General features: G+C 73.1%; 24 protein-coding genes and 1 pseudogene. 10 read left to right on the top strand and 15 right to left on the bottom strand.

The window, feature by feature from the left end:
- Positions 1 to 49 precede the first annotated feature (49 nt).
- Genes ACZ5DS_RS33430 through ACZ5DS_RS33445 form a run of 4 tightly spaced genes read right to left on the bottom strand, consistent with a single transcriptional unit; the run spans position 50 to position 2,540 of the window.
- Positions 50 to 958, bottom strand: a complete 909-nt coding sequence (locus ACZ5DS_RS33430) for a phosphotriesterase family protein (RefSeq protein ID WP_468246029.1) — start codon at positions 956 to 958, stop codon at positions 50 to 52.
- Positions 955 to 1,539, bottom strand: coding sequence for a DUF4865 family protein (locus ACZ5DS_RS33435; protein ID WP_468246031.1), 585 nt, complete (start codon positions 1,537 to 1,539; stop codon positions 955 to 957). Before ACZ5DS_RS33435 ends, ACZ5DS_RS33430 begins: the two co-directional genes overlap by 4 nt.
- A gap of 15 nt (positions 1,540 to 1,554) precedes the next feature.
- Positions 1,555 to 1,944 carry a (R)-mandelonitrile lyase gene (locus ACZ5DS_RS33440; RefSeq protein WP_468246034.1) on the bottom strand — a complete coding sequence of 130 codons (390 nt, stop codon included), beginning with the start codon at positions 1,942 to 1,944 and terminating at the stop codon, positions 1,555 to 1,557.
- A gap of 17 nt (positions 1,945 to 1,961) precedes the next feature.
- Positions 1,962 to 2,540 carry a TetR/AcrR family transcriptional regulator gene (locus ACZ5DS_RS33445; RefSeq protein ID WP_468246036.1) on the bottom strand — a complete coding sequence of 193 codons (579 nt, stop codon included), beginning with the start codon at positions 2,538 to 2,540 and terminating at the stop codon, positions 1,962 to 1,964.
- A gap of 183 nt (positions 2,541 to 2,723) precedes the next feature.
- Between ACZ5DS_RS33445 and ACZ5DS_RS33450 the strand changes: the two genes are divergently transcribed.
- Genes ACZ5DS_RS33450 through ACZ5DS_RS33460 form a run of 3 tightly spaced genes read left to right on the top strand, consistent with a single transcriptional unit; the run spans position 2,724 to position 6,318 of the window.
- Positions 2,724 to 3,014: an SHOCT domain-containing protein gene (locus tag ACZ5DS_RS33450; RefSeq protein ID WP_468246037.1), complete on the top strand. Its 291-nt coding sequence runs from the start codon at positions 2,724 to 2,726 to the stop codon at positions 3,012 to 3,014.
- A complete protein-coding gene (locus ACZ5DS_RS33455) occupies positions 3,011 to 3,760 on the top strand; it encodes an ABC transporter ATP-binding protein (RefSeq protein WP_468246040.1) in 750 nt (249 codons plus the stop codon). The genes ACZ5DS_RS33450 and ACZ5DS_RS33455 overlap by 4 nt, the downstream gene beginning before the upstream one ends.
- Complete coding sequence (locus ACZ5DS_RS33460) at positions 3,757 to 6,318, top strand: ABC transporter permease (protein WP_468246042.1); 2,562 nt, start codon at positions 3,757 to 3,759, stop codon at positions 6,316 to 6,318. The genes ACZ5DS_RS33455 and ACZ5DS_RS33460 overlap by 4 nt, the downstream gene beginning before the upstream one ends.
- Before the next feature lie 427 nt (positions 6,319 to 6,745).
- On the opposite strand, the gene ACZ5DS_RS33465 is transcribed toward ACZ5DS_RS33460, so the two are convergent.
- Together ACZ5DS_RS33465 and ACZ5DS_RS33470 are read right to left on the bottom strand one after the other, a co-directional pair.
- On the bottom strand, positions 6,746 to 7,324 hold the full coding sequence (locus ACZ5DS_RS33465) for an ATP-binding protein (protein ID WP_468246045.1): 579 nt from the start codon (positions 7,322 to 7,324) through the stop codon (positions 6,746 to 6,748).
- Between the two features lie 230 nt (positions 7,325 to 7,554).
- Positions 7,555 to 7,878 carry a hypothetical protein gene (locus ACZ5DS_RS33470; protein WP_468246046.1) on the bottom strand — a complete coding sequence of 108 codons (324 nt, stop codon included), beginning with the start codon at positions 7,876 to 7,878 and terminating at the stop codon, positions 7,555 to 7,557.
- A gap of 376 nt (positions 7,879 to 8,254) precedes the next feature.
- On the opposite strand from ACZ5DS_RS33470, the gene ACZ5DS_RS33475 reads away from it, so the two are divergent.
- Positions 8,255 to 9,379: a PLP-dependent cysteine synthase family protein gene (locus ACZ5DS_RS33475; RefSeq protein WP_468246047.1), complete on the top strand. Its 1,125-nt coding sequence runs from the start codon at positions 8,255 to 8,257 to the stop codon at positions 9,377 to 9,379.
- A 21-nt stretch (positions 9,380 to 9,400) separates the two neighbouring features.
- On the opposite strand, the gene ACZ5DS_RS33480 is transcribed toward ACZ5DS_RS33475, so the two are convergent.
- On the bottom strand, positions 9,401 to 9,871 hold the full coding sequence (locus ACZ5DS_RS33480; protein ID WP_468246050.1) for an SRPBCC family protein: 471 nt from the start codon (positions 9,869 to 9,871) through the stop codon (positions 9,401 to 9,403).
- 71 nt (positions 9,872 to 9,942) lie between these two features.
- Positions 9,943 to 10,773, bottom strand: a complete 831-nt coding sequence (locus ACZ5DS_RS33485) for a DeoR/GlpR family DNA-binding transcription regulator (RefSeq protein ID WP_468246052.1) — start codon at positions 10,771 to 10,773, stop codon at positions 9,943 to 9,945.
- Positions 10,774 to 11,077: 304 nt separating this feature from the next.
- Between ACZ5DS_RS33485 and ACZ5DS_RS33490 the strand changes: the two genes are divergently transcribed.
- Positions 11,078 to 13,417, top strand: coding sequence for a hypothetical protein (locus tag ACZ5DS_RS33490; protein ID WP_468246054.1), 2,340 nt, complete (start codon positions 11,078 to 11,080; stop codon positions 13,415 to 13,417).
- A gap of 15 nt (positions 13,418 to 13,432) precedes the next feature.
- On the opposite strand, the gene ACZ5DS_RS33495 is transcribed toward ACZ5DS_RS33490, so the two are convergent.
- The 4 genes from ACZ5DS_RS33495 to ACZ5DS_RS33510 all read right to left on the bottom strand — a co-directional run bounded on the left by ACZ5DS_RS33495 (position 13,433) and on the right by ACZ5DS_RS33510 (position 18,134).
- Complete coding sequence (locus ACZ5DS_RS33495) at positions 13,433 to 15,871, bottom strand: right-handed parallel beta-helix repeat-containing protein (protein ID WP_468246056.1); 2,439 nt, start codon at positions 15,869 to 15,871, stop codon at positions 13,433 to 13,435.
- 110 nt (positions 15,872 to 15,981) lie between these two features.
- Positions 15,982 to 16,587 (bottom strand): Rv1733c family protein, encoded by a 606-nt coding sequence (locus ACZ5DS_RS33500; protein ID WP_468246058.1) that lies wholly within the window; start codon positions 16,585 to 16,587, stop codon positions 15,982 to 15,984.
- Positions 16,588 to 16,829: 242 nt separating this feature from the next.
- Positions 16,830 to 17,654, bottom strand: a complete 825-nt coding sequence (locus ACZ5DS_RS33505; RefSeq protein WP_468246059.1) for an MOSC domain-containing protein — start codon at positions 17,652 to 17,654, stop codon at positions 16,830 to 16,832.
- A gap of 42 nt (positions 17,655 to 17,696) precedes the next feature.
- Positions 17,697 to 18,134, bottom strand: a complete 438-nt coding sequence (locus ACZ5DS_RS33510) for a DUF6643 family protein (protein ID WP_468246062.1) — start codon at positions 18,132 to 18,134, stop codon at positions 17,697 to 17,699.
- A 280-nt stretch (positions 18,135 to 18,414) separates the two neighbouring features.
- On the opposite strand from ACZ5DS_RS33510, the gene ACZ5DS_RS33515 reads away from it, so the two are divergent.
- Entirely contained in the window at positions 18,415 to 19,725 is a 1,311-nt protein-coding gene (locus ACZ5DS_RS33515) for a TerD family protein (protein ID WP_468246064.1), read from the top strand.
- A gap of 6 nt (positions 19,726 to 19,731) precedes the next feature.
- Here the strand turns inward: ACZ5DS_RS33515 and ACZ5DS_RS33520 are convergent, their stop codons facing one another.
- Positions 19,732 to 20,907, bottom strand: coding sequence for a glycosyltransferase (locus ACZ5DS_RS33520; protein ID WP_468246066.1), 1,176 nt, complete (start codon positions 20,905 to 20,907; stop codon positions 19,732 to 19,734).
- A gap of 57 nt (positions 20,908 to 20,964) precedes the next feature.
- Here ACZ5DS_RS33520 and ACZ5DS_RS33525 point away from each other — a divergent pair, with 57 nt between their 5' ends.
- Together ACZ5DS_RS33525 and ACZ5DS_RS33530 are read left to right on the top strand one after the other, a co-directional pair.
- Positions 20,965 to 21,759: a glutamate racemase gene (locus tag ACZ5DS_RS33525; RefSeq protein WP_468246068.1), complete on the top strand. Its 795-nt coding sequence runs from the start codon at positions 20,965 to 20,967 to the stop codon at positions 21,757 to 21,759.
- Between the two features lie 95 nt (positions 21,760 to 21,854).
- On the top strand, positions 21,855 to 22,400 hold the full coding sequence (locus ACZ5DS_RS33530; protein ID WP_468246071.1) for a hypothetical protein: 546 nt from the start codon (positions 21,855 to 21,857) through the stop codon (positions 22,398 to 22,400).
- 121 nt (positions 22,401 to 22,521) lie between these two features.
- On the opposite strand, the pseudogene ACZ5DS_RS33535 reads toward ACZ5DS_RS33530, so the two are convergent.
- Together ACZ5DS_RS33535 and ACZ5DS_RS33540 are read right to left on the bottom strand one after the other, a co-directional pair.
- Positions 22,522 to 22,698 (bottom strand): annotated as a pseudogene (locus tag ACZ5DS_RS33535) (O-antigen ligase family protein); the annotation flags it as partial.
- 110 nt (positions 22,699 to 22,808) lie between these two features.
- The gene (locus ACZ5DS_RS33540; protein WP_468246073.1) at positions 22,809 to 23,774 is read right to left on the bottom strand and encodes an O-antigen ligase family protein; all 966 of its coding nucleotides are present in this window, start codon (positions 23,772 to 23,774) and stop codon (positions 22,809 to 22,811) included.
- 312 nt (positions 23,775 to 24,086) lie between these two features.
- Here ACZ5DS_RS33540 and lnt point away from each other — a divergent pair, with 312 nt between their 5' ends.
- Both lnt and ACZ5DS_RS33550 read left to right on the top strand, forming a co-directional pair.
- The gene (gene lnt / locus ACZ5DS_RS33545; protein ID WP_468246075.1) at positions 24,087 to 25,697 is read left to right on the top strand and encodes an apolipoprotein N-acyltransferase; all 1,611 of its coding nucleotides are present in this window, start codon (positions 24,087 to 24,089) and stop codon (positions 25,695 to 25,697) included.
- A gap of 68 nt (positions 25,698 to 25,765) precedes the next feature.
- Positions 25,766 to 26,245, top strand: coding sequence for an NUDIX hydrolase (locus ACZ5DS_RS33550; protein WP_468246078.1), 480 nt, complete (start codon positions 25,766 to 25,768; stop codon positions 26,243 to 26,245).
- Positions 26,246 to 26,269: the final 24 nt, after the last annotated feature.

Here is a 26,269-nt window from a genome sequence, read left to right on the forward strand (position 1 = left end):
CGAAACCCGCCTCAGGGACAAAGATCCACATGATCGGGCCACTGTCTGGTCACGTCCAGTCGACCGCGAACGCCCGCCCCGGATGTTCCGTCAGGATGCGGTCCACCAGCTCGGCACCCAACGCCTCGGCCAGCCGCGGCCGCACCCGGCGCAGCAGGTACGGCATCCCTGGCCCGCCGTCCACCGACCGCGCACCGGCGACCACCGTGTCCCCGCCGAGCAGCAGCCGGTCTGCGTACCCGGCCTCCGCCAGGGCCCGGACCGCCTCCGGCATCCGCCAGTCGGTGGCGTGGTGGGCGCGGGACGGCCCGTCGAAGGCCAGCCAGCAGCCCGATGCGGCGGCCTGCCGCTGCACCACCGGGTCGGGGGAGCGGTTGAGGTGTCCGAGGATCACACGGTCCCCGGGCACACCCAACTCGCCGCACAGCAGGTCGAGTACGTCCAGTGCGCCGGTCCCCAGCTCCAGGTGGACGGCGATCGGCGCACCGGCGGCCATGTGGGCTTCAGCCGCGGCGGTCATCGTCCAGCGGGCGTGCGCGTCGAGAGCGTGGAAGCCGCCCGCCACCTTGATCAGACCGGCGCGCACCCCGGACGTGCCGATGCCCTCGGTCAGTTCGCGGACGAACACCTCGGAGAGTCTGCCGCGCAGCCCGTCGAGCACCTTCGGCGCGTAGTGGGCCGCCTGGTGCAGCCCGGTCGCGCAGACGAGGTGCACGCCCGTGTCCCTGGACAGGCCCGGCAGCTCCGCCGAACGCCGGCCCATGCCGTACGGCGTCCACTGCACGACGGCTGCTCCGCCCGCGGCCCGGAACGCCGTCAGCTCGGCCTGCGCCGCCGACGCGTCGTCCAGCTCCAGACCCGGCAACTGCGGGCTGCTCAGGAAGAGATGGTCATGCGCGTCGCACACGCCCAGCTGGTCGGGACGAATGTCACCGAGGACGGTACGGATAGTCCTCACCACTGCCGCCCGCGGGGCAGGTCACCCCGCCCTGGCGCCGACAGGTGCAGCACCTCGAACACATCGCCCTCGGCCTTGGGCGTGTCGTGCGCCCAGAGCGAGAAGTGGACCAGCTCCCACGCACGTGTGTCCACGGCGGCCGCCGCCAGTACCGCCCCGTCCTCCGCGGCCAGCCGCCCGGTCTCGCTCGCCACGTCCGCCATGAACCCGGCCAACTCCACACCGTCCGGCACCGGTTGGCGCCGCCGTACGGCGAACGCGGCGGGAGATCCGGAGGCTGCGCCCTCCTCGAAGGCCAGGCCCGTCCACTGCCGTATCTCCGGCCGCCCGAAGTCGTCGACGGGCGTCTGGAAGGCGCCTCCCCAGAGGAAGCTGTTCATGCCCTCCATGGTGTTCCAGAGGTAGAACGGCCCGTACTGGTTCACCGGCGAGCCGTGAAAACCGCGCTCGCGCAGGATGTACGTCTTCATGCCGAGGCCGTCCCAGTCGTCCAGCAGGTGCGCGACGCGGGCGACGCGGGAGCGGATGATGCCCATGTCGTAGTCCGCGGGCAGGGTGTACTCGTACTGCATGGCGTGCATGTCGCGATTCCCTTCTCAGGCGGGGTAGTCGTTCACGTGCTCGTGCCACTCGGTCGTCGTGCCGTCCTCGGCGGCCTCCACGACCGCGAGGTGGGTCATGAAGGTGCGCGGCGCGGCACCGTGCCAGTGCCACTCGCCCGGCTCGATCCACACCGTGTCACCGGCCCGGATCTCCTCCACGTCACCGCCCCTGCGCTGCACCAGACCCTCGCCCTCCAGGACGTGCAGCACCTGGCCGTGCGGATGCCGGTGCCAGGCGGTGTGCGCGCCGGGCGCGAAGTGGACGCTGAACATGCGCAGCCGGGACGGGGCGGCGGGGGCGGCCATCTCGTCCAGCCACACCGTGCCGGTGAAGTTCTCGGCCGGACCCTGCAGGGTTTCGGGACGCCGTCGCGTGATGTTCACGGAAATCGGTTCTCCAGTCAGGGAGTTCGGGGTGCGAGCAGCGAGAGCAGACCGCGGACGCCGGCGTCGAAGGCGGCGGGGGAGCCGGAGGCACGCGCGAGGACGTAACCGCCCTGCAGGGTCGCGAGGACGGCCGCGGCAATCTGCTCGCCGTCCAGAGCGGGTGCGAACTGCCCCTGCTGCTTGCCCTCTTCGACGATCCCGGCGATCCGCCCGCGGATCCACGCGATCGTCTCGTCCACCGGCGCGCGCAGTTCGTCGCTCGCGATCACGTCCGGGTCCATGGTCAGCCGGCCGATCGGACAGCCGCGCAGCACATCGCGCTCGCGCAGCAGATACGCCTCGATGCGCTCGTACGGTGTGCCCGGTCCGCCGAGGATGCCCTCGACGGCGGCCCGCAGCTCCTCGGCGGTCCGCCGGATCGCCGCGAGGGCCAGGTCAGGCTTGCCCTTGAAGTGGTGGTACATGCTGCCCTGGCCGGCCCCCGCGCGCTCCAGGATCGCCTTGGGGCTCGTGCCGACGTAGCCGCGCTCCCACAGCAGCTCGCGGGTGGACTCGATCAGCCGTTCCGAGGTGCTCATGAAAGCATTGTACATACTAGTAGTTACAATCTGCCGGCCCGCCAGAGTGCATGTCCGCAGGGAGCAGCCGTACCTCCCCGGCGTACTCCCGGAGAGGTACACGCACTGCCGCCGGCCGCACGACGACCCGGACCCCCTGCCGGAGAGAGCCTCGTGGCATCACCCGAAGACCGAAGCCGACAAGGGAGATGAACCGAGATGCAGACCCTCGCGAACTGGGACGGCGGGCCCGGCCCGTGGATCCTGTTCTTCCCGCTGATCTGGGCGGTCGTCGTGATCGGCGCCGTCACCTTCCTGCGCCGCACCGTCTGGCGCGGACGCGGCGGCCCCTGGCGGGCCATGGAGGCCGGCCGCCCGGCGGGCGACTCGCCGCTCGCGGTTCTCGGCCGCCGCTTCGCCTCCGGCGAGATCGACGAGGACGAGTACTGGCGCCGCCTCTCCGTCCTGGAGGAGCAGTTCGGCCGCGCCGGCAAGGGCGGTGCGGCATGACCACGACGACCGCACTGCGCACCGCGGCCCGTGTCGTGGGCGCGGTGAAGGTGTACGGCGGTGGCGACACCGCCGTACACGCCCTGCACGGCGTGGACGTCGACTTCCCCGCCGGCCGCTTCACCGCGATCATGGGCCCCTCGGGCTCCGGCAAGTCCACCCTGATGCACTGCGCGGCCGGCCTCGACACGCTCACCTCGGGCGCCGCCTACATCGGCGACACCGAACTGGGCGCGCTGGACGACCGCCGGCTGACCCTGCTGCGCCGCGACCGGGTCGGCTTCGTCTTCCAGGCGTTCAACCTGGTGCCGACGCTGACGGTCGCGGAGAACATCACCCTGCCCCTGGACCTCGCCGGACGGCGGGGCGACCAGGAGTGGATCGACGCGCTCGTGGACGTCGTCGGACTGCGCGACCGCCTGCACCACCGGCCCTCCGAACTGTCCGGCGGCCAGCAGCAACGCGTCGCCGTGGCACGGGCGTTCGCCGGCCGCCCGGACGTCGTCTTCGCCGACGAGCCGACCGGCAACCTGGACTCCCGCTCCGGCGGCGAGGTCCTCGGACTCCTCGGCCGCGCCGTACGGCAGATGGACCGCACGGTCGTGATGGTCACCCACGACCCGGTGGCCGCCGCCCACGCCGACGAGGTCGTCTTCCTCGCCGACGGGCGGCTGGTCGACCGGATGGCGTCCCCGACGGCCGACAAGGTCCTGGACCGCATGAAGGCCTTCGAGGTGCGGTCATGAACGCAGCGCTCCGGCTCAGCCTCACCTCGCTGCGCGCCCACCGGCGCCGCTTCGCCGGCACGTTCCTCGCGGTGTTCCTCGGCGTCGCCTTCCTGGCCGGGACCCTGGTCATGGGCGACACGCTGCGCGCGAGCTTCGGCAGCATGTTCGGCGAGGCCACCAGCGGCACGGATGCCGTCGTACGCGGCGCCGACGCCATCACCACACCCGGTGAGGCCCAGGGGGTACGGCGGCCCGTCGCCACCTCGCTGGTCGACGCCATCGCGCGGGTCCCCGGTGTGGCGGCCGCCGCCCCCGGCATCCAGGGTGCGGGCCAACTCGTCGGCGCCGACGGCAAACCCATCGGCGGCCAGGGTCCGCCGACCCTCGCCGGCAACTGGATCAACGACCCGAAGCTCAACCCCTACCAGCTCGCCGAGGGCCGCGTCCCCGCGCACTCCGGCGAGGTCGTCGTCAACCGGGGAGCCGCGAAGAAGGGCGGCCTGAAGATCGGCGACACCACCACCCTGCGCACCCCGGACCCGGTGAAGGTGACGATCGTCGGTCTCGCCACCTTCGGCGGCCAGGACGGCATGGCCCAGGTGACCTTCACCGGCATGACCCAGGCCGACGCCGAGAAGTACCTCACCGCGCGGCCCGGCCAGGCGGCGAGCATCCAGGTGCGGGCCGGCCCCGGGGTGAGCCAGCAGGAACTGGTCCGGCGGCTGACTCCCGTGCTGCCCGAGGGAGTTGAAGCCATCACCGGTCAGCAGTCCGCGCAGGAGAACAACGACATGATCTCCAGCCAGTTCCTGACCCTCTTCACCACCTTCCTTCTCGTCTTCTCCGGCGTCGCCCTGCTCGTCGCCACCTTCTCCATCCACAACACCTTCGCGATCGTCGTCGCCCAACGCACCCGCGAGAACGCCCTGTTGCGCGCCCTCGGCGCCTCCCGCCGCCAGGTGAGTGCCGCCGCCCTCGCCGAGGCCGGCGTCGTCGCCGTCACGGCCTCCGCTGCCGGACTCGCGGGCGGCATCGGCATCGCCGCAGGGCTCCAGGCGCTGTTCCCGGCGATCGGATTCCCCTTCCCCGACGGCGACTTGGTGATCAAGACACTGTCGATGACCCTGCCGCTCGCCGTGGGCATCGTGGTCTGCCTGGGCTCGTCCCTGCTGCCCGCCGTACGCGCCGGCCGCACCGCCCCGCTGGCCGCCCTGCGCGAGACGGCCGTCGACGCCTCCGGCGCGTCCCGCTTCCGCGCGCTCGCCGGAACGGCCCTCGGAACGGCGGCTCTCGCGACGGCCCTCACCGGTGTCCTCCTCTCACCGTCCGTGTGGCTGGCCGGACTCGGCGCGCTGCTGGCCCTGGTGTCCTTCGTGGTGCTGGGCCCCGTCGCCGCCAGCACGGCCGTACGGCTCCTCGGCGGCCCGCTCGACCGGCTGCGCGGGGTCACCGGCGGCCTCGCCCGGCGCAACGCCCTGCGCAGCCCGAAGCGGACGGCCGCCACCGCGAGCGCGCTGATGATCGGCGTGGCCGTCGTGTCGCTGTTCACCGTGTTCGGCGCCTCTCTGAAGGCCACCATGGACCAGACCGTGTCCCGGTCCTTCGCGGGCGACGTCGCCGTCAGCACGCCCTCGTTCGGCGCGGGCGGCAGCGGGCTCAGCCCCCGGCTCGCCCCGGCCCTGCAGCGGCTGCCCGAGGTGGACACCGCGGTGGGGCTCGGCCGCGGGGTCGCCGAAGTGGACGGCAGAGGAAGGGCGTTGACCGTGACCGATCCGACCGCACTCGCCCGCACCTTCGACCTCGGCACGGTCACCGGATCCCTGCGCGACCTCGGCACCGACGGCATCGCGCTGACCCGGGCGGAGGCCGACCGCCAGGGCCTGCACACCGGTGACACCACCCGGCTCACCTTCACCGACGGCCGGACCCGGACCTTCACCGTCCGTGCCGTCTACGGCCGGTCCGAACTCGCCGGTGACTACGTCATCACCCGCGCGGCCTGGGCCCCGCACCGCACCCAGGACGCCGACACGCTCGTCGCCGTCACCTTCAAGCAGGGCGTGGGCGCCGACGCGGGCAAGGCGGCGGTGAAGACGGTGGCCGCCCAGTACGGCAACCCCGAGGTACAGACCCGGGACGAGTACGCGCAGTCCTCGGCCGGCGGCATCGACATGATGCTCACGCTCGTCTACGCCCTGCTCGCCCTCGCGGTGGTCATCGCCCTGCTGGGCATCGCCAACACACTGACCCTCGCCCTGCACGAACGCACCCGGGAACTCGGCCTGCTCCGTGCCGTCGGCCAGACCCGCGCCCAGCTGCGGGCCATGGTCCGCTGGGAGTCGGTCCTGGTCGCCGCCTTCGGCACGGTCGGCGGACTCGGCCTCGGCGCCTTCCTCGGCTGGGTGCTGGTGAAGGCCTCCGACGCCGCGAGCGACACCGCCTTCGCCTTCGCCCTCCCACCGGCCCGCCTCGCCGTGGTCGTCCTCATCGGCCTGACCGCAGGCGCCCTCGCGGGCCTGCGCCCGGCCCGTCGTGCGGCCCGCTTGGATGTGCTGCGGGCGATCGCTATGGAGTGAGGCGGCGCCGTAGGACCCGGGAGGGCGGCACCGGGCACTGCCTTATGACACGGGTGGGCGCCGCCGCCGTACGACGGGGGCGGGGGCATCGCGCGGCGCGTTGTCGGTCTGGCAGCGGGCGCCTTCGCGGGCCTGCGCCCGGCCCGTCGTGCGGCCCGCTTGGACGTGCTGCAGGCGATCGCTACGGAGTGAGGCGGCGCCGTAGGACCCGGGCGGCCGACACCGGGCAGTGCCCGACACGGGTGGGCGGCACCGGGCAGTGCCCGACACGGGTGGGCGGCACCGGGCAGTGCGTTATGACACGGGCCGCCGACACCGCACAGCGCTCTATGACACGGGCGGGCGGCAGCGACGTACGAGAGGGGCGGGCGGCAGTGCGCAATGCCGTGTGACACGGGCAGGCGGCACCGATCCGGTCACCGCCCGGTCAGCCGGGAACGGCTGACCGGGCGGGAGCGGGGGCGGCCGCGGAGGCGTGGGCCGGCACGGGCTCCGGAGGCGGGGCGGTGACCGGTGCCGGTGCGGGCTGCGCCCCGGTGATGCGGGGTGCGGCCGTCCGGCGGGGCAGGCGGGCGGGCTGTCGGCGTGCCGCGGCCGGTGCGGGCAGGGTGAACCACACGACCTTGCCGTTGTCGCCGTCCGGGCGCGCCCCCCAGCTCTCGCTCACCGCGGCCACCATCGCCAGGCCCCGCCCGCAGGTGGCCAGCGGGGTGGCGTCCGTCGCGTCCGCGACGTCGGCCACCACCGGAAGACGTGGATCGTTGTCGCGCACCGAGACCGTAAGCCGGTCGACCAGCAGTTCCAGCTCGACGGTGCACGACTTGTCGGGCCGGGCATGCCGGTGGACGTTGCTGAGCAGCTCGGTCACACCGAGCGCGGCCCGGTCTATCAACGGGTCCAAATGCCAGTAACGCAATTGTGCAGATACGATTCTGCGGACCTGTCCGATCCGCGACGGCAGGGCTTGGAGCTCCACCGTGCAGTGCCTGCTCGGGTGACTGATCACTGCTGCGACTCCCCGATGTGAGGTCCGGAGGAACCGGAGGAACACGGAGAACAACGGATCCAGCAGGGTGCTTGCGTCCAAACGTCCGCCTGCTGTCGCGGCCGGCGGGCTGGTTCGCAGCGTTATCGCCGGTAAACCCAGAGTGACGTGAGACCAGCGTGACGCAGCGGATGCACTCCCGCAACTCGCCGCAATGAGGTGCAGGTCAGCTCGCCTCAACCAGGCGAAGGTCAGCCGCCGCGTCCGGCGGCCCGGCGCACCGCCTCGATGAACCGCCGCGCCGCGGGCGGCCCCGGCTCGCCCGGAGCGGGATCCTGCTCGCCCAGCGTCAGCAGGTATCGATTGCCGTTGAGGTCCGCCAGCGCCCGGTCCTCCGGGGCGAACCACGGCTTGGAGGCGCGCACCGCCTGCACCGGCGCGCTGTCGATCTCGCTGCCGTAGCTGGTGAGCAACTCCAGCCGGCCGTCGCTGATCCGGACCTGCCCGGCCCGGGTGAGCGAACGCATCCGTTTTCCTATCCGCACGCCCGTGGCCGTGAACTCCGGCTCCGCCATCCTTCGCCGCCCCCTTGTGCGTCGCTCGCCGGAACCCGGCCCGCGCGGGTCCGGATCCGGCCCCTGTCCGGTCGTGCCGCCGGGCGCCGTACCGGCTTCGTGATCCAGTGTGCGCCCTCGTTCGGGACGATCGTCCCGTCCGGTGCAGTCTGCCCCGATGCGGCCCGGAGCACCAGTACGCACGTGGCGCGTGCGACGGGCGCCCGGAGCACTCGCGCCAAATGCGCCCCCGAGCGCCTCGCACGGGTGTGCCCCAGCGCGTCTTTGGGTGGCTCAAAGATGCGTTTATGCAGGTGAGAAGCGGTGTGGAAGGTGCTTATGATCGAGGTGCCGGCCGCGCGAGGCGCCGTCGGCGCACAGCGTAAGGAGCCCCGCCGTGAGCACCACCCCACAGACCCGGACCGGCGCCACCCTCGACGTCGACCGCAGCGACGCCGCCTACCGCGACTGGCTGAAAGAAGCCGTCCGCAAGGTGCAGGCCGACGCCAACCGCTCGGCGGACACGCACCTGCTGCGCTTCCCGCTGCCCGAGCAGTGGGGCATCGACCTGTACCTGAAGGACGAGTCGACGCACCCAACGGGCAGCCTCAAGCACCGCCTCGCCCGCTCGCTCTTCCTCTATGGCCTCTGCAATGGCTGGATCCGGCCCGGCCGCCCGGTGATCGAGGCGTCCAGCGGCTCGACGGCCGTCTCCGAGGCCTACTTCGCCAAGCTGATCGGCGTGCCGTTCATCGCGGTCATGCCGCGCACGACGAGCGCCGAGAAGTGCCGCCTGATCGAGTTCCACGGCGGACAGTGCCACTTCGTGGACGACTCCCGGAAGATGTACGAGGAGTCCGCCCGCCTCGCGGTGGAGACCGGCGGCCACTACATGGACCAGTTCACCTACGCCGAGCGGGCCACCGACTGGCGCGGCAACAACAACATCGCCGAATCCATCTTCCGCCAGCTGGAGTTGGAGCGGTTCCCGGAGCCCGCCTGGATCGTCGCGACGGCCGGCACCGGCGGCACCTCGGCGACCCTCGCGCGCTACGTCCACTACATGCAGTACGACACCCGTATCTGCGTCGCCGACCCGGACAACTCCTGCTTCTTCGAGGGCTGGACCACCGGCGATCCGGACGTCACCTGCGACTGCGGCTCCCGTATCGAGGGCATCGGCCGGCCGCGCATGGAGCCGAGCTTCGTGCCCGGCGCCATCGACCGGATGATGAAGGTCCCGGACGCGGCCAGCGTGGCCGCCGTACGAGCCCTGGAGCGGGCCATCGGCCGCAAGGCGGGCGGCTCGACGGGCACCGGCCTGTGGAGCGCGCTGAAGATCGCCTCCGAGATGGTGGCCGCGGGCCGCACGGGCAGCGTGGTCACCCTGCTGTGCGACCCGGGGGACCGCTACCTCGACAAGTACTACTCGGACACCTGGCTGGAGGAGCAGGGCCTGGACATCGCCCCGTACACGGCGGCGATCGAGTCCCTGCTGGCCACGGGCGTGTGGCCGGACTGAGGCCCGACGTCCTCCAGCGGCTTACGAGGGGCGCTGTACCTTCCGGTCGAGCCGGGTGACCGCCTGCCGGAAGGCGCGCCCCACACCCGGGCCGGCGAGACGGCACACGGCGCGGAAGGGACTCGTACCGTCCAGGGCGAAGGTCATCCGGACCCGGGTCCCCGTGCCGGCCGGAGTCAGCCGCCACTCCTCGATCCAGGCGCGGGCCCCCGGGGTGTTCGTCACGTCGACGCGGTAGGCGTACACCTCGGGTGCCTTCGCCACCAGCACCGACTCCTCGAAGCGGGTGCCGCCCCGCAGGCGTACCTCGCGCCCGCCCTCGGTCGGCCGGGCCGACGACACCGCCGAGAACCACTCCGGCCAGCCGGACACGTCCTCCGCCAGGGCGCGGAAGACCGCGTCGGGAGCGGCCGCGATGTCCCGGGTGAACACGAGCCGCACGGGGGCGGTCTCGACGAAGTCGATCTCCACCGGCCGCAGACGGTGAGCCATGGCGACGAACCCCCTCGTGAAGTCCCTTGCGGATGCGGGGCGTTGCGCCGTCCAGCGTAGCTGACGCCCCGTCAGATGTCCTCGTCGTCCTCGGGTTCGCCCGCCACCACCAGGCGCCGCACATGCTCCGCGATCTCCGTTCGCGCCTCCGTGGGCAGACCCGCGTCGGTGACCAGCGTGTCCACCTGCTCCAGCGCGGCGAACGAGCTGAGGCCCACCGTGCCCCACTTGGTGTGGTCGGCCACCACCACGACCCGGCGCGCCGACTGCACCAGGCGCCGGTTGGTCTCGGCCTCCGCGAGGTTCGGCGTGGACAGGCCCGCCTCGATCGATATCCCGTGCACGCCGAGGAAGAGCAGGTCGAAGTGGAGGGCGCCGATCGCCTGGTCGGCCACCGGGCCCACCAGTGAGTCGGACGGGGTGCGCACGCCGCCGGTCAGCACCACCGTGGCCGCGCCCTGCCGCTGCCCCGAGGTGCGCTGTGCCGCGTGGAAGACGTCGGCGACCCGCACCGAGTTCGTCACCACGGTCAGATCGGGCACCTCCAGCAGGTGCTGGGCGAGCGCGTAGGTCGTCGTACCGCCGGACAGGGCGATCGCCGTGCCCGGGGTGACCAGCTTGGCGGCGGCCCGCGCGATGTCCTCCTTGGCGGTCAGCTCCAGACCCGACTTGGCCTCGAAGCCCGGCTCGTGCGTGCTCGCCTCGACCACCGGGACCGCGCCGCCGTGCACCTTCTCCAGCATGCCCTGGCGGGCCAGCGCGTCGAGATCGCGGCGCACGGTCATGTCCGACACGCCGAGCTTGCGGGTCAGTTCGTTGACCCGCACGCCGCCCCGGCGCCGGACCTCGTCCAGGATCAGGGCGCGGCGCTGCTCCGCGAGGAGGTTCTGATTCTCACTCACGTACGCTCCGGTCCTTTCGCCGCAAATCCGCCCGACACGCCCGCCGCACCTCCTCCGACCTGGACGTTCCATCCGTCTCCGGTGCGCGGCGGTCCCATCTTTTCACGGGACGGCACCGGTTGCGCCACTACCTGTCACGACGCGCACATGCCATTCGGGCACATCCGGGCACCGCCTCTCCCGCCCGTCGTCACACGGATCGGGGAGATTCCGTGACGACAGGTGTACGACGCCCCGGAAACGGACATCTGATGCCTGCACGGACACAGGTCTTGAGGCATGTCACGGGGGAAGTGCGAGAACAGTGGAACGTGCGCAGGAACGCGTCGCCGGGCGGGAGACCCACGGCTCTGCCCCGCGGCCCACGGAGGCGGAGCCCGACCTGGAACTCCTGGTGCACGGAGTCGGCGGCACCACCCCCGAGAAGATGCTCGACGATCCGCGAACGGTCCGGATCACCGGCGACGACACAGCCGCGTGCTTCCGGCGCGCAGATCACGTCGGGGACGCTCCGGCCGGGCCGGGGCAAGGATCCCCGGAGGAGCCGGTGCAGGAGGCGTACGTCTGGTCCAACCTCACCTCCGGCGACGGCAGCCGCGCCCTGTGGCTCCTGCTGCTGCCCTTCATGGTGGTCAACCTCGCCCACTGGATGCGCCCCGCCGCCCCCGGCCGCAGACGCACCGTCCAGCTCTACGGCCTCCTCGTGCGCCTGACCGCCCTCACCCTCACGGTGCTGCTGGTGGCCGCGGTCTGCGAGGTCGCGCTCGACCTGGTGGCCTGGCAGTGCGCCGGCGTCGCCGCCTGCGCCCGGCGCCACTCCTGGCTGGGCTTCCTGTCGCCCGCCGTCTCCGGTGAAGGCTGGTGGAGCAGGCCCGGCCGCAGGCTCGCCCTCGCCGCGTCCGTCCCGACCGCCCTCACCGTCCTGCTCTGGTATCTCTCGCACCGCACATGGAGCGCTTACGAGTCCCACCGGCCGATGGACCGCGACCCCGAGCCGGAGACCGACGACAGCGCCCTGGCCCAGCCCGGCTTCTGGTACGGCCGGCGCCTGGTCGCCCGGCTGCGCGCGGCCCACACCGCGGCGGGCCTGCTCACCGTCGCCGCCGCCGTCGTCACGCCCGCGGCCCGCTTCGACCACCGCTCCGGCGACCCCGCGGCACTGAATGCGCTCGGCTGGGTGCTCGCCGCGGCCCTGCTCGGCTGTGCGGCCGTCGTGGTGGGCGTGGTCTGCCGCCGGGGCCGCAGCGAGACCCTCCTCGACCAGCAGCTCGACCGCCGTCTCGTCCGCGGCCTGCCGCTCGTCGCCCTAGGCCTGCTCCTGCTCACCCTGCTGTACGCCGGCTGGTCACGACCCGGCTGGCAGTCCGCCGGGCGGCTGCCCGGGGACCCGGCGTTCGGCGCCCTCATGCTGGCCCAGGGCCTGCTCGCCGTCGTCCTCGCGGTCGTGGCGCACGACCTGTACCGCCGGCACCCGGACCCGCGCACCGGGATGCGCGGCCTCGGCGGGCCGGCGGTCGCGCTGCTCGCCTGTGCACTGGGCGGGGTGATGTCCGGCGGGATCGCGCAGCGGGTCGCCGACTGGCTGGACGGCACCCGGGCCCTGCTCGACGGGCCCCCGGTGCTGCTGACCTGGCAGGCGTCCGTGATCCCGCCCCTCCTCGTGGTGCTGCTCGCCGTTGCCGCCCACCTGGCCCTGCGCGCCGCACGGCTGGCCCGCACCGAACGCGACCGGGTACGCCACGAGCACCCCGGCGAGCCCGAGGACCCCTCCCGCACCCGCAGCATCGCCCGCGCCCGGGCCCTGGCCACCCTCACCGACCGCACACCGCTGGTCGTCGCCGTGCTCAGCGCTGCCACCCTGCTGCTGGGCGCCGTCGCACTGGCCGGCGCCCTGGCCACCGGCAAGACTCCCGAGGGCGCGGCCCGGCAGTCGTACGACATCGTCCAGGCGGTGACCGGGGCCTCGCAGGATCTCGGCTCCTGGCTGGTCGGACTGGGCTTCCTGCTGTTCGTGACCTGGGGTCGGCGCGCCTACCGGGACGCCTCCGCCCGGCGCACCATCGGCATCCTCTGGGACGTCGGCACCTTCTGGCCGCGCGCCGCCCACCCTTTCGCCCCGCCCTGCTACGCCGAGCGCGCGGTCCCGGACCTGACCTGGCGGATGGCGACCTGGACCCGGCACACCGGCGGCCGCCTGGTCCTCTCCGGCCACTCCCAGGGCAGCGTCCTGGCCGCGGCCGCCGCCTGGCAGCTGACCCCGTCCGTCCGCAAACGGGTCGCCCTGCTCACGTACGGCTCCCCCCTGGAGCGCCTCTACGGCCGCTGGTTCCCGGCCCACTTCGGCCCGCGCGCCCTCGGCGCCCTGCACGGCGACATCGCCTGCTGGCGCAACCTCCACCGCCGCACCGACCCCATCGGCGGCCCGATCCGGCTTCCCGGCGACGACGGCCCGGCCGTCGACCACGACGCCCTGAAGGACCCGCTCGCCTACGGCCGCACCCCCGAGCACCCGCTCCCGGCCCCGATCCTCGGCCACTGCGACTACCAGGCGGACCCGGACTTCGCGCGGGAGAGAGCCCGGCTGCTGGCCCGCCTGCGCCCGGACCTCCCCGGGCAGCGCCCGGAACCGGGGGCGCCCGCATGACCCTGCCGGTCCCTCTCAGGACAGCTGCGGCAGGTCCTCCGCGTACAGCAGCGTCAGGTCGTCGGTGCTCGGGTCCGCCAGCTGGGCGACGCGGCTCGCATGCCGCTCCACCATGGCCTCGAAGGTCTGGCGCGCCGTACGGCCGTTGCCGAACGCGGGGCCCTTCGGGATCGCCGTGAAGTACGTCAGCAGCGCCTCCGAGGCGCCCGGCGCCAGCCGGTACTCGTGCTCGTCGGCCTGCTGCTCCACGATCCGGAGCAGCTCGTCGGGGCCGTAGTCGCTGAAGGTGATGGTCCGGGAGAAGCGGGACGCCACACCGGGGTTGACGGAGAGGAAACGCTCCATCTCCGCGGTGTAGCCGGCCACGATCACCACCACCGCGTCCCGGTGGTCCTCCATCAGCTTCACCAGCGTGTCGATGGCCTCCTTGCCGAAGTCCCGCCCGGCGTCCTCCGGGGACAGCGCGTAGGCCTCGTCGATGAACAGCACACCGCCACGCGCCCGTTCGAAGGCCTCCTGGGTGCGGATCGCCGTGGAGCCGATGTGCTCGCCCACCAGGTCGACCCGGGACACCTCGACCAGGTGGCCCTTGTCCAGCACCCCGAGAGAGGCGAGGATCTCGCCGTACAGCCGGGCGACCGTCGTCTTGCCGGTGCCGGGGGAGCCGGTGAAGACCAGGTGACGCTTGACCGAGGCCGCCTTGAGGCCCGCCTGCTGCCGGCGCCGGCCCACCTCGATCATGTCCGTCAGCGCCCGCACTTCGCGCTTGACGCTCTCCAGGCCCACCAGCGCGTCCAGTTCGCCGAGCACGGCCTTCGACGTCCGGGCCGGCGGCTCCGGCTCGGACGCGGCGAGCAGCGGCTCCTGCTCCGTGGCGCGCTGCCCGGGGATCGCACCGAGCAGCCCGGGGGAGGGGGAGGAGGTCTGTACGGCCGTTTCGCGGACCGCGGGCGGCCGCAGGCTGCTGCTCTCGTCGCTGGTGCAGTCCTCCACGACCGGGCCCGTCCCGGCCCCCGCGTCCGGCCCCGCGTCGGCGAACTCGTAGCCGCCGCGCGCACATCGCTCCGTACGGCACTTCCTGAGCGTCGTACGGCAGCCGTCGATCACATGGAAGCCGTAGCCGCCGCTGCCCCGGACCCGGCAGTTCAGGAAGCTGCCCCGGCCGCCGGCGGACACGTAGAAGCCCGCCTCGGCGGGGGATTCGACCGTGCACCGCTCGATGGTCGGGTCGGCGCCCTTGGTGACGATCACGCCGGTCTGCGTGCCGTCCACCGTGCAGTTGTTGAGCGTTCCGCCGCTGCCGTGGTCGCGGAACCAGGCGCCGGTGGCCGCCTCCCGGATCCGGCAGTCGTCGAGCTGCGCGGTCGCGCCGTCGCTCACCGACACCGCCGTGTTGCGCACCTGGGACAGGTCACTGTCCACGACGTCCGCGCGCGAGCCGCGGTCCAGCACGAACAGCGCGTCCGGCACGTCGTGCACCCGACAGGAGTCGAGGACCACGGTGGCCCCGTCGCTCACCCACACCGCCGGGTAGTCGCCGGTGCTGTCGAAGATCTCGCACTGGTTGGCGTCCACCCGGGTGCCCGGGTCCCACACGGACAGGCCGTTGCGCCCGAACTGACGGACCGTCGTCCGGGTCAGCGTGAGCACCGAACGGGAGCGCAGGTCGACCGCGTTCTCCGGGATGTCGTGGATCCGGCAGTCCGCGAGCGTGAGCACCGCGTCCGTGTCGAGCGTGACACCGTCGGCCGTGGTGCGGTGCACATCGCAGTCGGTCAGGTGCGCCGTGGCCCGCTGGGTGACCTGCACCCCGGAGCCCCGGACCTCGTACACCTCGCAACCGACCGCCTCCAGCGCGGAGTTCTCGCCGGTCGCGCTCAGCCCGGTGCCGGAGGCGTGGTGCACCCGGCAGCGCTCCAGGCGCGGGTGGGCGCCCCCGCGCACCGCCACACCGGCCTGCCCGGCGGCGACGACCTCGCATTCCTCGAACACCCCGCCGCCGCCGTCGAGGACGGCGATGCCGATGCCGGCCGGGTTGTCGACGGTGCAGCGCCGCACGGTCGGACGCGCCCCGCCCCGCACCTCGATGCCCGCGGCGGACCGCGTGACGATCCGCAGGTCCGTGAGCTCGGGCGTGCCCTCCTCCACCAACAGGGCGGGCGCCGCGGCGTCCTGACCCTCCACGTGCAGGTCCTGCACCACGGCGGAGGCCCGCACGGTCAGCGGCACCCCGTCCACGGGCGCGATCCGCACCGAGCCGGGCGAGCCTTCGGGGCCGCGCAGCGTCACGGACCGCTGGACGACCAGGTTCTCCCGGTACGTGCCGGGGGCGATGGTGAGGACGTCACCGTCGGTGGCGGCCTCCAGGGCGGCGGCGAGCGATGCGTACTCACCTGTGCGGCGCCGCCACCGCGATGTACCGGTGTGCGTCACCTGGACCGTGCCCTGTGCCATGGCGTTGCTGTGCCCCCACCTCGTAGTACGCGGGTCGATGCCGAATGCGAGTCGGCCGGTCCACCGTAGCGTGCGCACGGCTGGTGGGTTGACCAGAGCCGGAAAGGCCGTCAGCTGCCGGTGCCCGCCTTGCCCCAGTCCGGGCCCGCGCGGTCCCAGGCCTGGTCCCAACGCACGTACCGGCGGCGGACCATGCGCCAGACGATCAGGCGCCGACCGCTCTCGACCAGGCCCGCGGTCAGCAGGGCCGCGCCGAACCCGGCGAGCACCGCGTGCGTCGTCGCCGTCGGGGAGTCCAGCGGGCGGGTGGTTATTCGGCCGTGCGGGTCCGTCCAGAGCCGGAAGTGGTCGCCCTGGTGCGGGGACTTGAGGTCCGCCAGGGCCGGTCCGTGCTGCCGGGTGCCGTCCGGTGCCGTCCAGTCGGCGAGGACGCGGCTGCGGGCGTCGCGGGCGGTGCTGGTGTCGGGGTCGGTCTCCGTCGGGGCACCGCCCAGTCTGCGGATCACGGTGGCGGTGACGAGGTGGCGGGAGTGCTGCTGCTCGCGCACGGAGCGCTGCAGGGAGTTCTCGGCCGCCATGCCGACCAGGAAGCCGATCACGGGCGCGGCCACGGCGACCAGCACCAGCGTCATGAGCGCCACCCAGGCCTCGGCCAGATCGGTCGTACGGCGCAGCGGATTGCGCCGCCAGCGCCACAGGCCGCTGAGTGCTCGCATGTCCCCACCCCCCACCGCCCCCTACCGCTCCGTCATAGCCCCCGGCGGATGCGCTCGCCACCGGCCCGGATCAGGAGAGAGCGAGATCACTTCCGGCCGGCCGGTCTCACGCATGTCCCATGTCGTCACAACGACCGGGCCCCGCCTCCGGGTTCCCCGCCCGCCGGGCGGATTCCCGGAGCCCGGTGGGTGCTCGGCCCGGCGTGCCGCACCGGGTCAGAAGACCACGCGGTCCTCGAGTTCTACTCCAGCACCCGCACCGGGTCCCCGACCCGGACCGTGCCCGGCGTGAGGGGCACGAGGTTCTGGCCGAAGATCAGTTTCGTGCCTACCCTGCGGTGCCGCGCGAGCGTGCGCAGGGGTTCGCGGCCGCGCTCGGCGGTTTCCTGGTCAGTGGTGGTCACGACGCAGCGCCCGCAGGGCTTGGCGACCCGGAAGACGACCTCGCCGACGCAGATCCGCGTCCAGTGGTCCTCGGCCCAGGCCTCGGTGCCCGCGACGACCATGTTCGGCCGGAAGCGGTTCATCGGCAGCGGGCCCTCGGCGGCGTGACCGCCCTCCGCTATGCGGGAGTTCAGGGCGTCGAGGGAGGCGACGGTGGTGACCAGCAGGGGGTAGCCGTCGGCGAAGCTCACCGTCTCGCCCGGCAGCGCGTACTCGGGGTCGACGGGACGGCGGGTGGCCGGATCGTCCAGGTGGACCAGGCGGACCTCGGCACCCAGATACGTGGAACACCAGTCATGGGCGGCGTCGCAGGCCGCGACCGCCTCCACCTTCGTGCCGAAGACGTTCGTCAAAACCGTGGCCGCCGGTTCCGGGACGGCGATCATCAGTGGCTCCTGTCCGGGCGCGGACAGCCGAATGCCGCCGCCGGCCATGGGCTCGGCGGCGGCCAGCGCGAGACGCGGCTGCTCGCGCTGGGTGACGACCTTTCCCCCGTCGTCGATCAGTGCCCAGCGTCGGTCTCCGGCCAGCCCCCAGGGCTCCACCACGGCTTCCCGGGGCGCGACGCCCCGGAACGCCTTGACCGGATGCAGGTGGATCGACTGCAGTTCTGCGTTCCCCATGACGCCATCGTGCCAGGCGGCACCGACAGCCGGGGGCGCCGATCAGTAGCCGCGGTACTGCTGGTTGTTGTACGGATCCTGGTAGGGAGCCGGCGCGGGACGCGGCGCGGCCGGGCGCATGGCCTCGTACCCCGTGCCGGCCGCCATGGGACGCGGCTGCTGCGGGGCCTGCGGGCCGGGATAGCCGCGCGGTGCGCTCGCCTGCTGCGGGATGTACGCCGTGGGCGCCTGCTGCAGCGGGGCGGGCTGGTGCATCTGCGGATATCCGTAGGCGGGCATCTGCGGGGAGGGGGCTGCCGGGAGGGCGGGCAGTGCCGACGGCAGCGCGGGCAAGCTGCTGCCCGTGTCGTACGCGGCGGGGACCCGGATCGGGGCGATCTGCGGGGTGCCCCGCTCGGCCACGAGCGAGTCGTAGATCGGGGTGTCCGGGAAGGAGGCGGAGTAGTAGCCGCCGCCATAGGTGGAGCGGGGGGAGGTCATGGCACATAAGTTAAGCCCACGATGTGCTGGTTGGGGAGACCGATAAGAGGGTTGTTTTCCGTGCCGGCAGTGACTGGGGATCCCCAATCCGAGCGAACTCGGCAAAAATGGACGCGAGGCAACGTTTGGATCCTGTAAAGGGCGGCTTCCCAGCAGGTTACCGGCGGTTGACCGGCGATCTTTCTGTGCCACTCATGGGAGTTCGCTGCACCCGGGAATAGGTTGGGCGGGTAGGGATGATCCCGGGAGCCCGGGCACGTCCGGGATACCGACACACACGATGGGGGCGGACATGTCAATGCCGAAAGGATCGAATGCGCCGGTGCCGACCACGGCCCTGCGCGTCGAATTGGGCTGGCGACCCGGACCCGGCGTGCCCGACGCGGACGCCTCGGCGCTGCTGCTCGCGGCCGGAAAGGTCCGCTCCGACGGGGACTTCGTCTTCTACAACCAGCCCGCGCACCCCTCCGGCGCAGTCCGTCACGAGGGCAAGCGGACCGCCGGCGCGCGCGTCACGGACACCCTTCTCGTGGACCTCGCGCGCGTGGAGAGCGGGATCGAGCGGATCGTCCTCGCGGCCTCCGCGGACGGCGGCACGTTCGGGCAGGTCCCGGACCTCTACATCGAGGTGACCGACGCCGGCGGCGGTGCCGTGGTCGCCCGCTTCGACAGCCCCGGCGCGACCGTGGAGACGGCCTTCGTGCTCGGCGAGTTCTACCGCCGCCAGGGCGGCTGGAAGTTCCGCGCCGTCGGCCAGGGCTACAGCAGCGGACTCGAAGGCCTGGCAACGGACTTCGGCATCACCGTCGACGAGCCGCAGCACGCCGCGCCGTCCCGCACACCCGTCGCGCCGCCTCCCGCGCCCGCCGCGCCGCCGGTCCCGCCGTCGGCGACCATGCCGCCGCCCACCACCGCTCCCGTGCCCCTTCCGCCGCCCCCGGCCGCCGCTGTGCCCGCACCGGTACGCCTCTCCAAGGTCACCCTCACCAAGGCGGCCCCCTCGGTCTCCCTGGCCAAGCAGGGCGGAACCTCCGGTGCCATGCGGGTGAACCTCAACTGGCAGGTGCACAAACAACTACCGGGCTGGGGCGGCCGATGGGGCGGCGCCCAGGGGAACCTCGACCTCGACCTGTGCGCCCTGTACGAGCTCGCCGACGGCCGCAAGGGCGTCGTCCAGGCGCTCGGCAACGCCTTCGGTTCCCTGAACCGTCCGCCGTACATACACCTCGACGGCGACGACCGCACCGGCGCCGTGGCCACCGGCGAGAACCTCACCATCAACCTCGACCACAAACAGGACTTCCGCCGCATCCTGGTCTTCGTCACCATCTACGAGGGCGCCGCCTCCTTCGCCGACCTGCACGCGACGGTCACCCTCCAGCCCCAGCACGGCGCGCCCATCGAGTTCTCGCTGGACGAGTGCACGGTCCCCTCCCCGGTCTGCGCACTCGCCCTGATCACCAACACGGGCGCCGATCTCGTCGTCCAGCGCGAGGCGCGCTACCTGGTACCGGAGCGCGGCGTGAGCCCACAGCGGACCATGGACCGCGCCTACGGGTGGGGCATGAACTGGACGCCCGGACGCAAGTGACCGGGGTCAGCCCTCCTCGGGCAGGGCGTCCGGACGCGCGTAGGTGCGGCCCTTCCAGGCCGCCCCGCGGCCCCGGTAGTGCTGCACCGCGGAGTCGACCGTCATGAGGAGATAGAGGAACGCGGTGAAGGGCAGCAGCGGCGCGAGCCACAGCGGCTGCCGGTAGTAACGGAGCATCGGCACGTACGTCCCCGTCATCACGGCCCACGCCGCCGCGCCGGCGACCGCCGTCGCCGCACTGCCCGTGACCGGCCCTGCCACCACGGCCGCGGGCGGCACCAGGTACACCAGGGCGAGCCCGGCGACCGTGCCGAGCAGGAGCAGCGGGTTGTGCCGCAGCTGCGCGTACGCGCTGCGGGAGACCATCCGCCACAGGTCGTGCAGCCGCGGATAGGGACGCACGCTGTCCACCCGGTCGGCCAGCCCCAGCCAGAGGTGACCGCCGGCGCCCTGCACCGCGCGCGCGAGGGCGACGTCGTCGATGACGGCGTGCCGGATGGCGTCCGGAATCCGCGCCTTCTCGGCCATGTCGGCGCGCAGCAGGACACAGCCGCCCGCCGCTGCCGCGGTCCGCGCTCCCCGCCGGCCGATCCGGCGGAAGGGATACAGCTGCGCGAAGAAGTAGACGAACGCCGGGACCACGAGCCGTTCCCACAGGCTCTCCACCCGCAGCCGCGCCATCTGCGACACCACGTCGAAGCCCCCGGTGCGGGCCGCCGCCACCAGCGCGCGCAGGCTGTCCGGCGCGTGCGCGATGTCCGCGTCCGTCAGCAGCAGGTATTCGGGGGCACGCGCGCGTGCGAGACCGATGCCGTGCCGCACCGCCCACAGCTTGCCCGTCCAGCCCGCGGGCGGCTCGCCGGGGGAGTCCACCGTGAGCGGCAGCCCGCCGTGCCGCCGTGCCAGCTCGCGGGCCAGCTCCCCGGTGCCGTCCGTGCTCCCGTCGTCCACGAGGAAGACCTCCGCCCGCCCCGGATAGTCCTGTGCGAGCAGCGACGGCAGGCTCTCAGGCAGTACGGCGGCCTCGTCGCGGGCCGGGACGACCACACAGACCGGTGGCCAGTCGGCGGGGTCACGGCGAGGCGGCAGCCGGACGTCCGTGCGCCAGAAGAAGCCCTGGCACAGCAGCAGCCAGCACCAGGCGGCGAGGGATACGACGGTGGTCCACACGATCGCGGTCACGGCCGCAGTCTGCCCCACCCGACCGGCCCGCAAGGTCCGATCGTCTATCGTGGCCGGGTGAAGATCGCGCTCATGGACTCCGGAATCGGCCTGCTGGCGGCCACAGCCGCGGTACGGCGCCTGCGCCCCGACGCGGATCTCGTCCTCTCCCTGGACCCCGACGGCATGCCCTGGGGGCCGCGCACGCCCGAGGACCTCACCCGGCGTGCCCTGGCCGTCGCCGAGGCCGCCGCGGCCCGTCGGCCCGACGCCCTGATCATCGGCTGCAACACGGCCACCGTGCACGCCCTGCCCGCGATCCGCGCCCGCCTGGAACCCGGCATGCCCGTGATCGGCACGGTCCCGGCGATCAAGCCGGCCGCCGCCGGTGGCGGCCCCGTCGCCATCTGGGCGACGCCCGCCACCACCGGCAGCCCCTACCAGCGCGGCCTCATCGAGGACTTCGCCGACGGCGTCCGGGTCACCGAGGTGCCCTGCTGGGGGCTGGCCGAGGCCGTGGAACAGGCGGACGAGGCGGCCATCGACGCGACGGTCGCCGCCGCTGCCGCGCTGACCCCGCAGGATGTAACGACCGTCGTCCTGGGCTGCACCCATTACGAGCTGGTGGCGGATCGCATCCGTGCCGCCGTGCAGCGCCCCGGTTCCGCCCCGCTCGTGCTGCACGGCTCCGCCGGGGCCGTGGCCGCCCAGGCCCTGCGCCGCCTCGGCGAACAGCCCGCACCCGAGTCCCCGGCCGAGGGCGAGCTCACGGTGCTGCTGAGCGGGCGCGAGGGCACGCTGCCCGCGGCCGCGCTGCACTACGCCGAGGGACGGCTGCTGCCGGCCGTCGGCCCGTTCGCCGACCGGCACTGATCCGGGGGCGCCCGCCGCCCCCCGGCCGGGCGGCGCGGGCAGTCACTCTCCGCGAGCCGGTACCGGCGCAGCGAAACCTGAGTAACCTCATAAACATGAGGGAGCACCGCCACGCCGAGGACGCCTCGCCCCCGGACGTCTGGACCGGGCGCGCCACCAACCGGGTGCAATGGCTGCTGGCGCTGATCGGTGCGGCCTGCATGGCGCTCGGCATCGAACTGGCCGTGGAGTCGGCCTGGACCTCGGGCATCGCCCCGCTCGTGATGTCCGTCGTGGGCTGCATCGCTGCCGGACTGCTGGTCCTCTTCGGCACGCTCGCCTTCGTGCACGTCGACCTGAAGCTCGACAAGGAGTGCGTCGAGGTGCGCTGCGGTCACATCGGCGTGCCGCGCCGTCGCATCCCTCTGTCCCAGGTCGCCGGAGCCGACTTCAGCCCCCATGTCACCCCGCGTCAATGGGGCGGCTGGGGCTACCGCTGGCGCCCCGAGAAGGGCACCGCGGTCGTCGTCCGCCGGGGCGAGGGCATCGTGCTGCGCCTCTGGGACGGCCACACCTTCACGATCACTGTGGACAACGCGGAGTCGGCGGTCCGGGCCATCAGGGCCAGGCTGCGCACGAGCACACCGGGCAGCACGCACTGAGACCGGGCACGGGCCGATCCCGGGTCGGCTGGTCCCCGCGAGGCCGACGACAACTCTCCGTGCCGCCCGTACCGACACGGTTTCCCACGCCTTCGGACCCTAGCCCGAGCCGGCACGCCTGCTACGGCTCCGTGCTCCCGCCGATCCACGGCCGTGCCGTCGCCCATCCCGCCAGTAGCCCCGCGCCTGCCGTCACCGTGGTGAAGCTCAGCGCGTTGCCGACCGAGGCGATCGCGGCCAGCACGGTCAGGGCGGCGCCCGCGGTGAGGGCGACCGGGGTGGAACGCGGGGTGCGCCACCGTCGGCTGGTCCCCGGGGAGGCCGACGGCGGTTTTCGGGCCGCCCGTACCGACACTGGCCCCGTGCCCTCGAACCACCCCGCGATCCCGGCCCGAGCCGGCACGCCTGCTACGGCTCCGTGCTCACGCCGATCCACGGCCGTGCCGTCGCCCATCCCGCCAGTAGCCCCGCGCCTGCCGTCACCGTGGTGAAACTCAGCGCGTTGCCGACCGAGGCGATCGCGGCCAGCGCGGTCAGGGCGGCGCCCGCGGTGAGGGCGACCGGGGTGGAACGCGGGGTGCGCCACAGGGCGTAGAGAGCCCAGGCGAACGCGGCGGCCAGCAGGATCACCCCGACCACGCCCTGCTCGGCCGCCTGCTGGAGCGGGGCCGAGTGCGGTCGGCCGTCGGGCACGGTCGCCTGCTGTGCCGCGCCGCTCAGCTCGCCGAAGCGGCCTGGGCCGACCCCGAGGCCGGTGTCTCCGCCGGCCAGCCGCAGAGCGTCCTGCCACAGCTGCACCCGGTGCGGTGTGAACCGGCCCTCCAGCGCCTCGGCGAGACCACCGGGCAGAGTGCCCGCGGCGAGCGCCCAGATCGTCCCCGCCATCAGGGTTGCCGCCAGGGCCAGCCCCGCGATGCCGACGCCCCGGTGAGGCATCGAGCCCGCGGCGAGCGAGCACAGCAGCACGGCGGCACTGGCCGCGCAGCCGACCGCCGAGCCCACGGCGGCCCCGGTCAGCGTGATCCCGGCGGCGAGCAGCAGCAGCCCGAGCCGTAGCGCCGACCTGCGCGCGGCCCAGGCGGCACAGCAGGCCGCGCCAGTGGCCAGCGCCAGCAGGGCGGCGGTGGCGCCGGCATGTCCGAGCGGTGCGGCGTACCGGGGGCCGGTGGAGAGGTCGGGCAGCAGTACGGCCGGCGCGAGGCCGATCGCCGCACCCGCGCCGGGCGCGGCCACCGGAAGCAGCGCCCCGGAGATCCGGCCCGCGGCATAACCGGCAACCACGGCGAGCACCGCGAGCAGGACCCCCTCGGGCCGCCCGCCGTGGGCCGCCGCCGTGATCAGCGACCAGGCGGCGCACGCTCCCAGAAGGATCATGCCCGCTCCGTCAGAAACGTTTCGTCTGGCGCTGTACGCGTCCGCGCCGCTCGCACTGGACGCGGACCTCGTCCCCGTCGACCCCACTCGTCGCCCCTCGTACCCCGGTCCCCCGACCTGTGGCGGGCCCCGGCGCACGCACCGGGACCGGCCGCACGGCTGAGGCTGGGGCACACCGTAACGGCTGATGACCGATGTGTGCAGGAGGAGCGCAGGAAGATCGCTGTTCCGGCGCTCCTCCTGCGCGGGCGGAGGCGGTGCCCGCACGGCCCGTGCTGTCGGCGGCAAGGTCAACCGCCGTACACTCCCCGGGTGACCGTCACCGCAACCTCCGTGGACCAGTCCGACCAGCTCAGGCCGCCCTCCGCGGCGACCGCGCGCGGCCGCCGGCTGCTGCGTCCGGTCCCGGCCGTCGCCTCCGCGCTCTGCGGAGTGCTGCTCTACGTCAGTTTCCCGCCGCGCCCCCTGTGGTGGCTGGCCCTGCCCGCCTTCGCCGGCTTCGCCTGGGTGCTGCGCGGCCGCAGCTTGAAGGCGGCTCTCGGTCTCGGCTACCTGTTCGGGCTCGGCTTCCTGCTGCCGCTGCTGGTGTGGACCGGCGTGGAGGTCGGCCCCGGCCCCTGGCTCGCCCTGGCCGCCATCGAGGCGCTCTTCGTCGCCCTCGTCGGCGTGGGTGTCGCCGCGGTGTCCAAGCTGCCGGCCTGGCCGGTGTGGGCGGCCGCGGTCTGGATCGCCGGAGAAGCGGTACGCGCGCGCGTACCGTTCCGCGGCTTCCCCTGGGGCAAGATCGCCTTCGGCCAGGCGGACGGCGTCTTCCTGCCGCTCGCCGCGGTGGGCGGCACCCCGGTGCTCGGCTTCGCGGTCGTCCTGTGCGGGTTCGGTCTGTACGAGGCGGGGCGCATGGTCGCCGAGCGGCGCCGCACCCGGACCCTGAAGCGCGGGGCCGCCGCCGTCGCGCTGCTGAGCGTCGCCGTCCCGGTGGCGGGAGCGGTCGCGGCCCGGCCGCTGGTGAGCGACCAGGCCGAGGACGGCACCGCGACCGTCGCCGTCATCCAGGGCAACGTGCCGCGCTCCGGCCTGGAGTTCAACGCCCAGCGACGGGCCGTCCTCGACTACCACGCCCGGGAGACCCTCAAGCTCGCCGCCGACGTCAAGGCCGGCAAGGCGCCCAAGCCCGACTACGTGCTGTGGCCCGAGAACTCCTCGGACATCGACCCCTTCATCAACACCGACGCGGCCGCCGTCATCGACGGTGCCGCGAAGGCGATAGGCGCGCCCATCTCGGTCGGCGGAGTCGTCGAGAAGGACGGCAAGCTGCTCAACGAGCAGATCCTGTGGGATCCGGTGAAGGGCCCGACGCAGACCTACGACAAGCGCCAGGTCCAGCCGTTCGGCGAGTTCCTCCCCCTGCGCTCGTTCATCGGCCTGATCAACAAGAACTGGACCAGCATGGTCCGCCAGGACTTCAGCCGGGGCAGCAAGCCGGGCGTGTTCGACATCGACGGCGCCAAGGTCGGCCTCGCCACCTGCTACGAGGCCGCCTTCGACTGGGCCGTACGCGACACCGTCACGCACGGCGCGGAGATGATCTCCGTGCCCAGCAACAACGCCACCTTCGACCGCAGCGAGATGACCTACCAGCAGCTCGCCATGTCCCGCATCCGCGCCGTCGAGCACAGCCGGACCGTGACCGTGCCGGTGACCAGCGGCGTCAGCGCCGTCATCATGCCGGACGGGGAGATCACCCAGAAGACCGGCATGTTCGTGCCCGCCTACCTGGTCCAGAAGGTTCCGCTGCGCACCACCGAGACCCCCGCGACCCGGCTGGGCATTCTCCCGGAGATCGCCCTGCTGCTGGTCGCCGCGGGCGGGCTCGGCTGGGCGATCGGGTCCGGGCTGCGCGCCCGGCGCAGCGATGGCGCGTAGCCGGACGACCGCCGTACGCGCCCTGAACAGCCACGGAACCAGCGCATGGGCCCGTTAGGGTCGGGCCCATGGCTACTCCTGAATTCCTCCGTAAACTCCGGGCCTCCGCGGGCCATCAGCTGCTGTGGCTCCCTGGGGTCACCGCCATCGTCTTCGACGACGAGGGCAGGGTGCTCTTGGGCCGGCGGACCGACACCCGCAAGTGGTCGGTGATCGGTGGCATCCCGGATCCGGGCGAGCAGCCCGCGGCCTGCGCCGTGCGGGAGGTCTTCGAGGAGACGGCGGTGCACTGCGTCCCCGAGCGGGTCGTCCTCGTCCAGGCCTTGGCACCGGTCACCTACGACAACGGGGACATCTGCCAGTACATGGACATCACCTTCCGCTGCCGGGCCGTGGGCGGCGAGGCCCGGGTCAACGACGACGAGTCGCTGGACGTGGGCTGGTTCACGGTGGACGCCCTGCCCGAGCTGAACGAGTTCGGGCGGCTCCGGATCAAGCAGGCCCTGTCCGAGGCACCCACATGGTTTGACCCTATGCCTCTTGGCTGAAGTATGGGTGGTCACCACATGTGG

This window comes from Streptomyces sp. NPDC031100 (assembly GCF_055570785.1).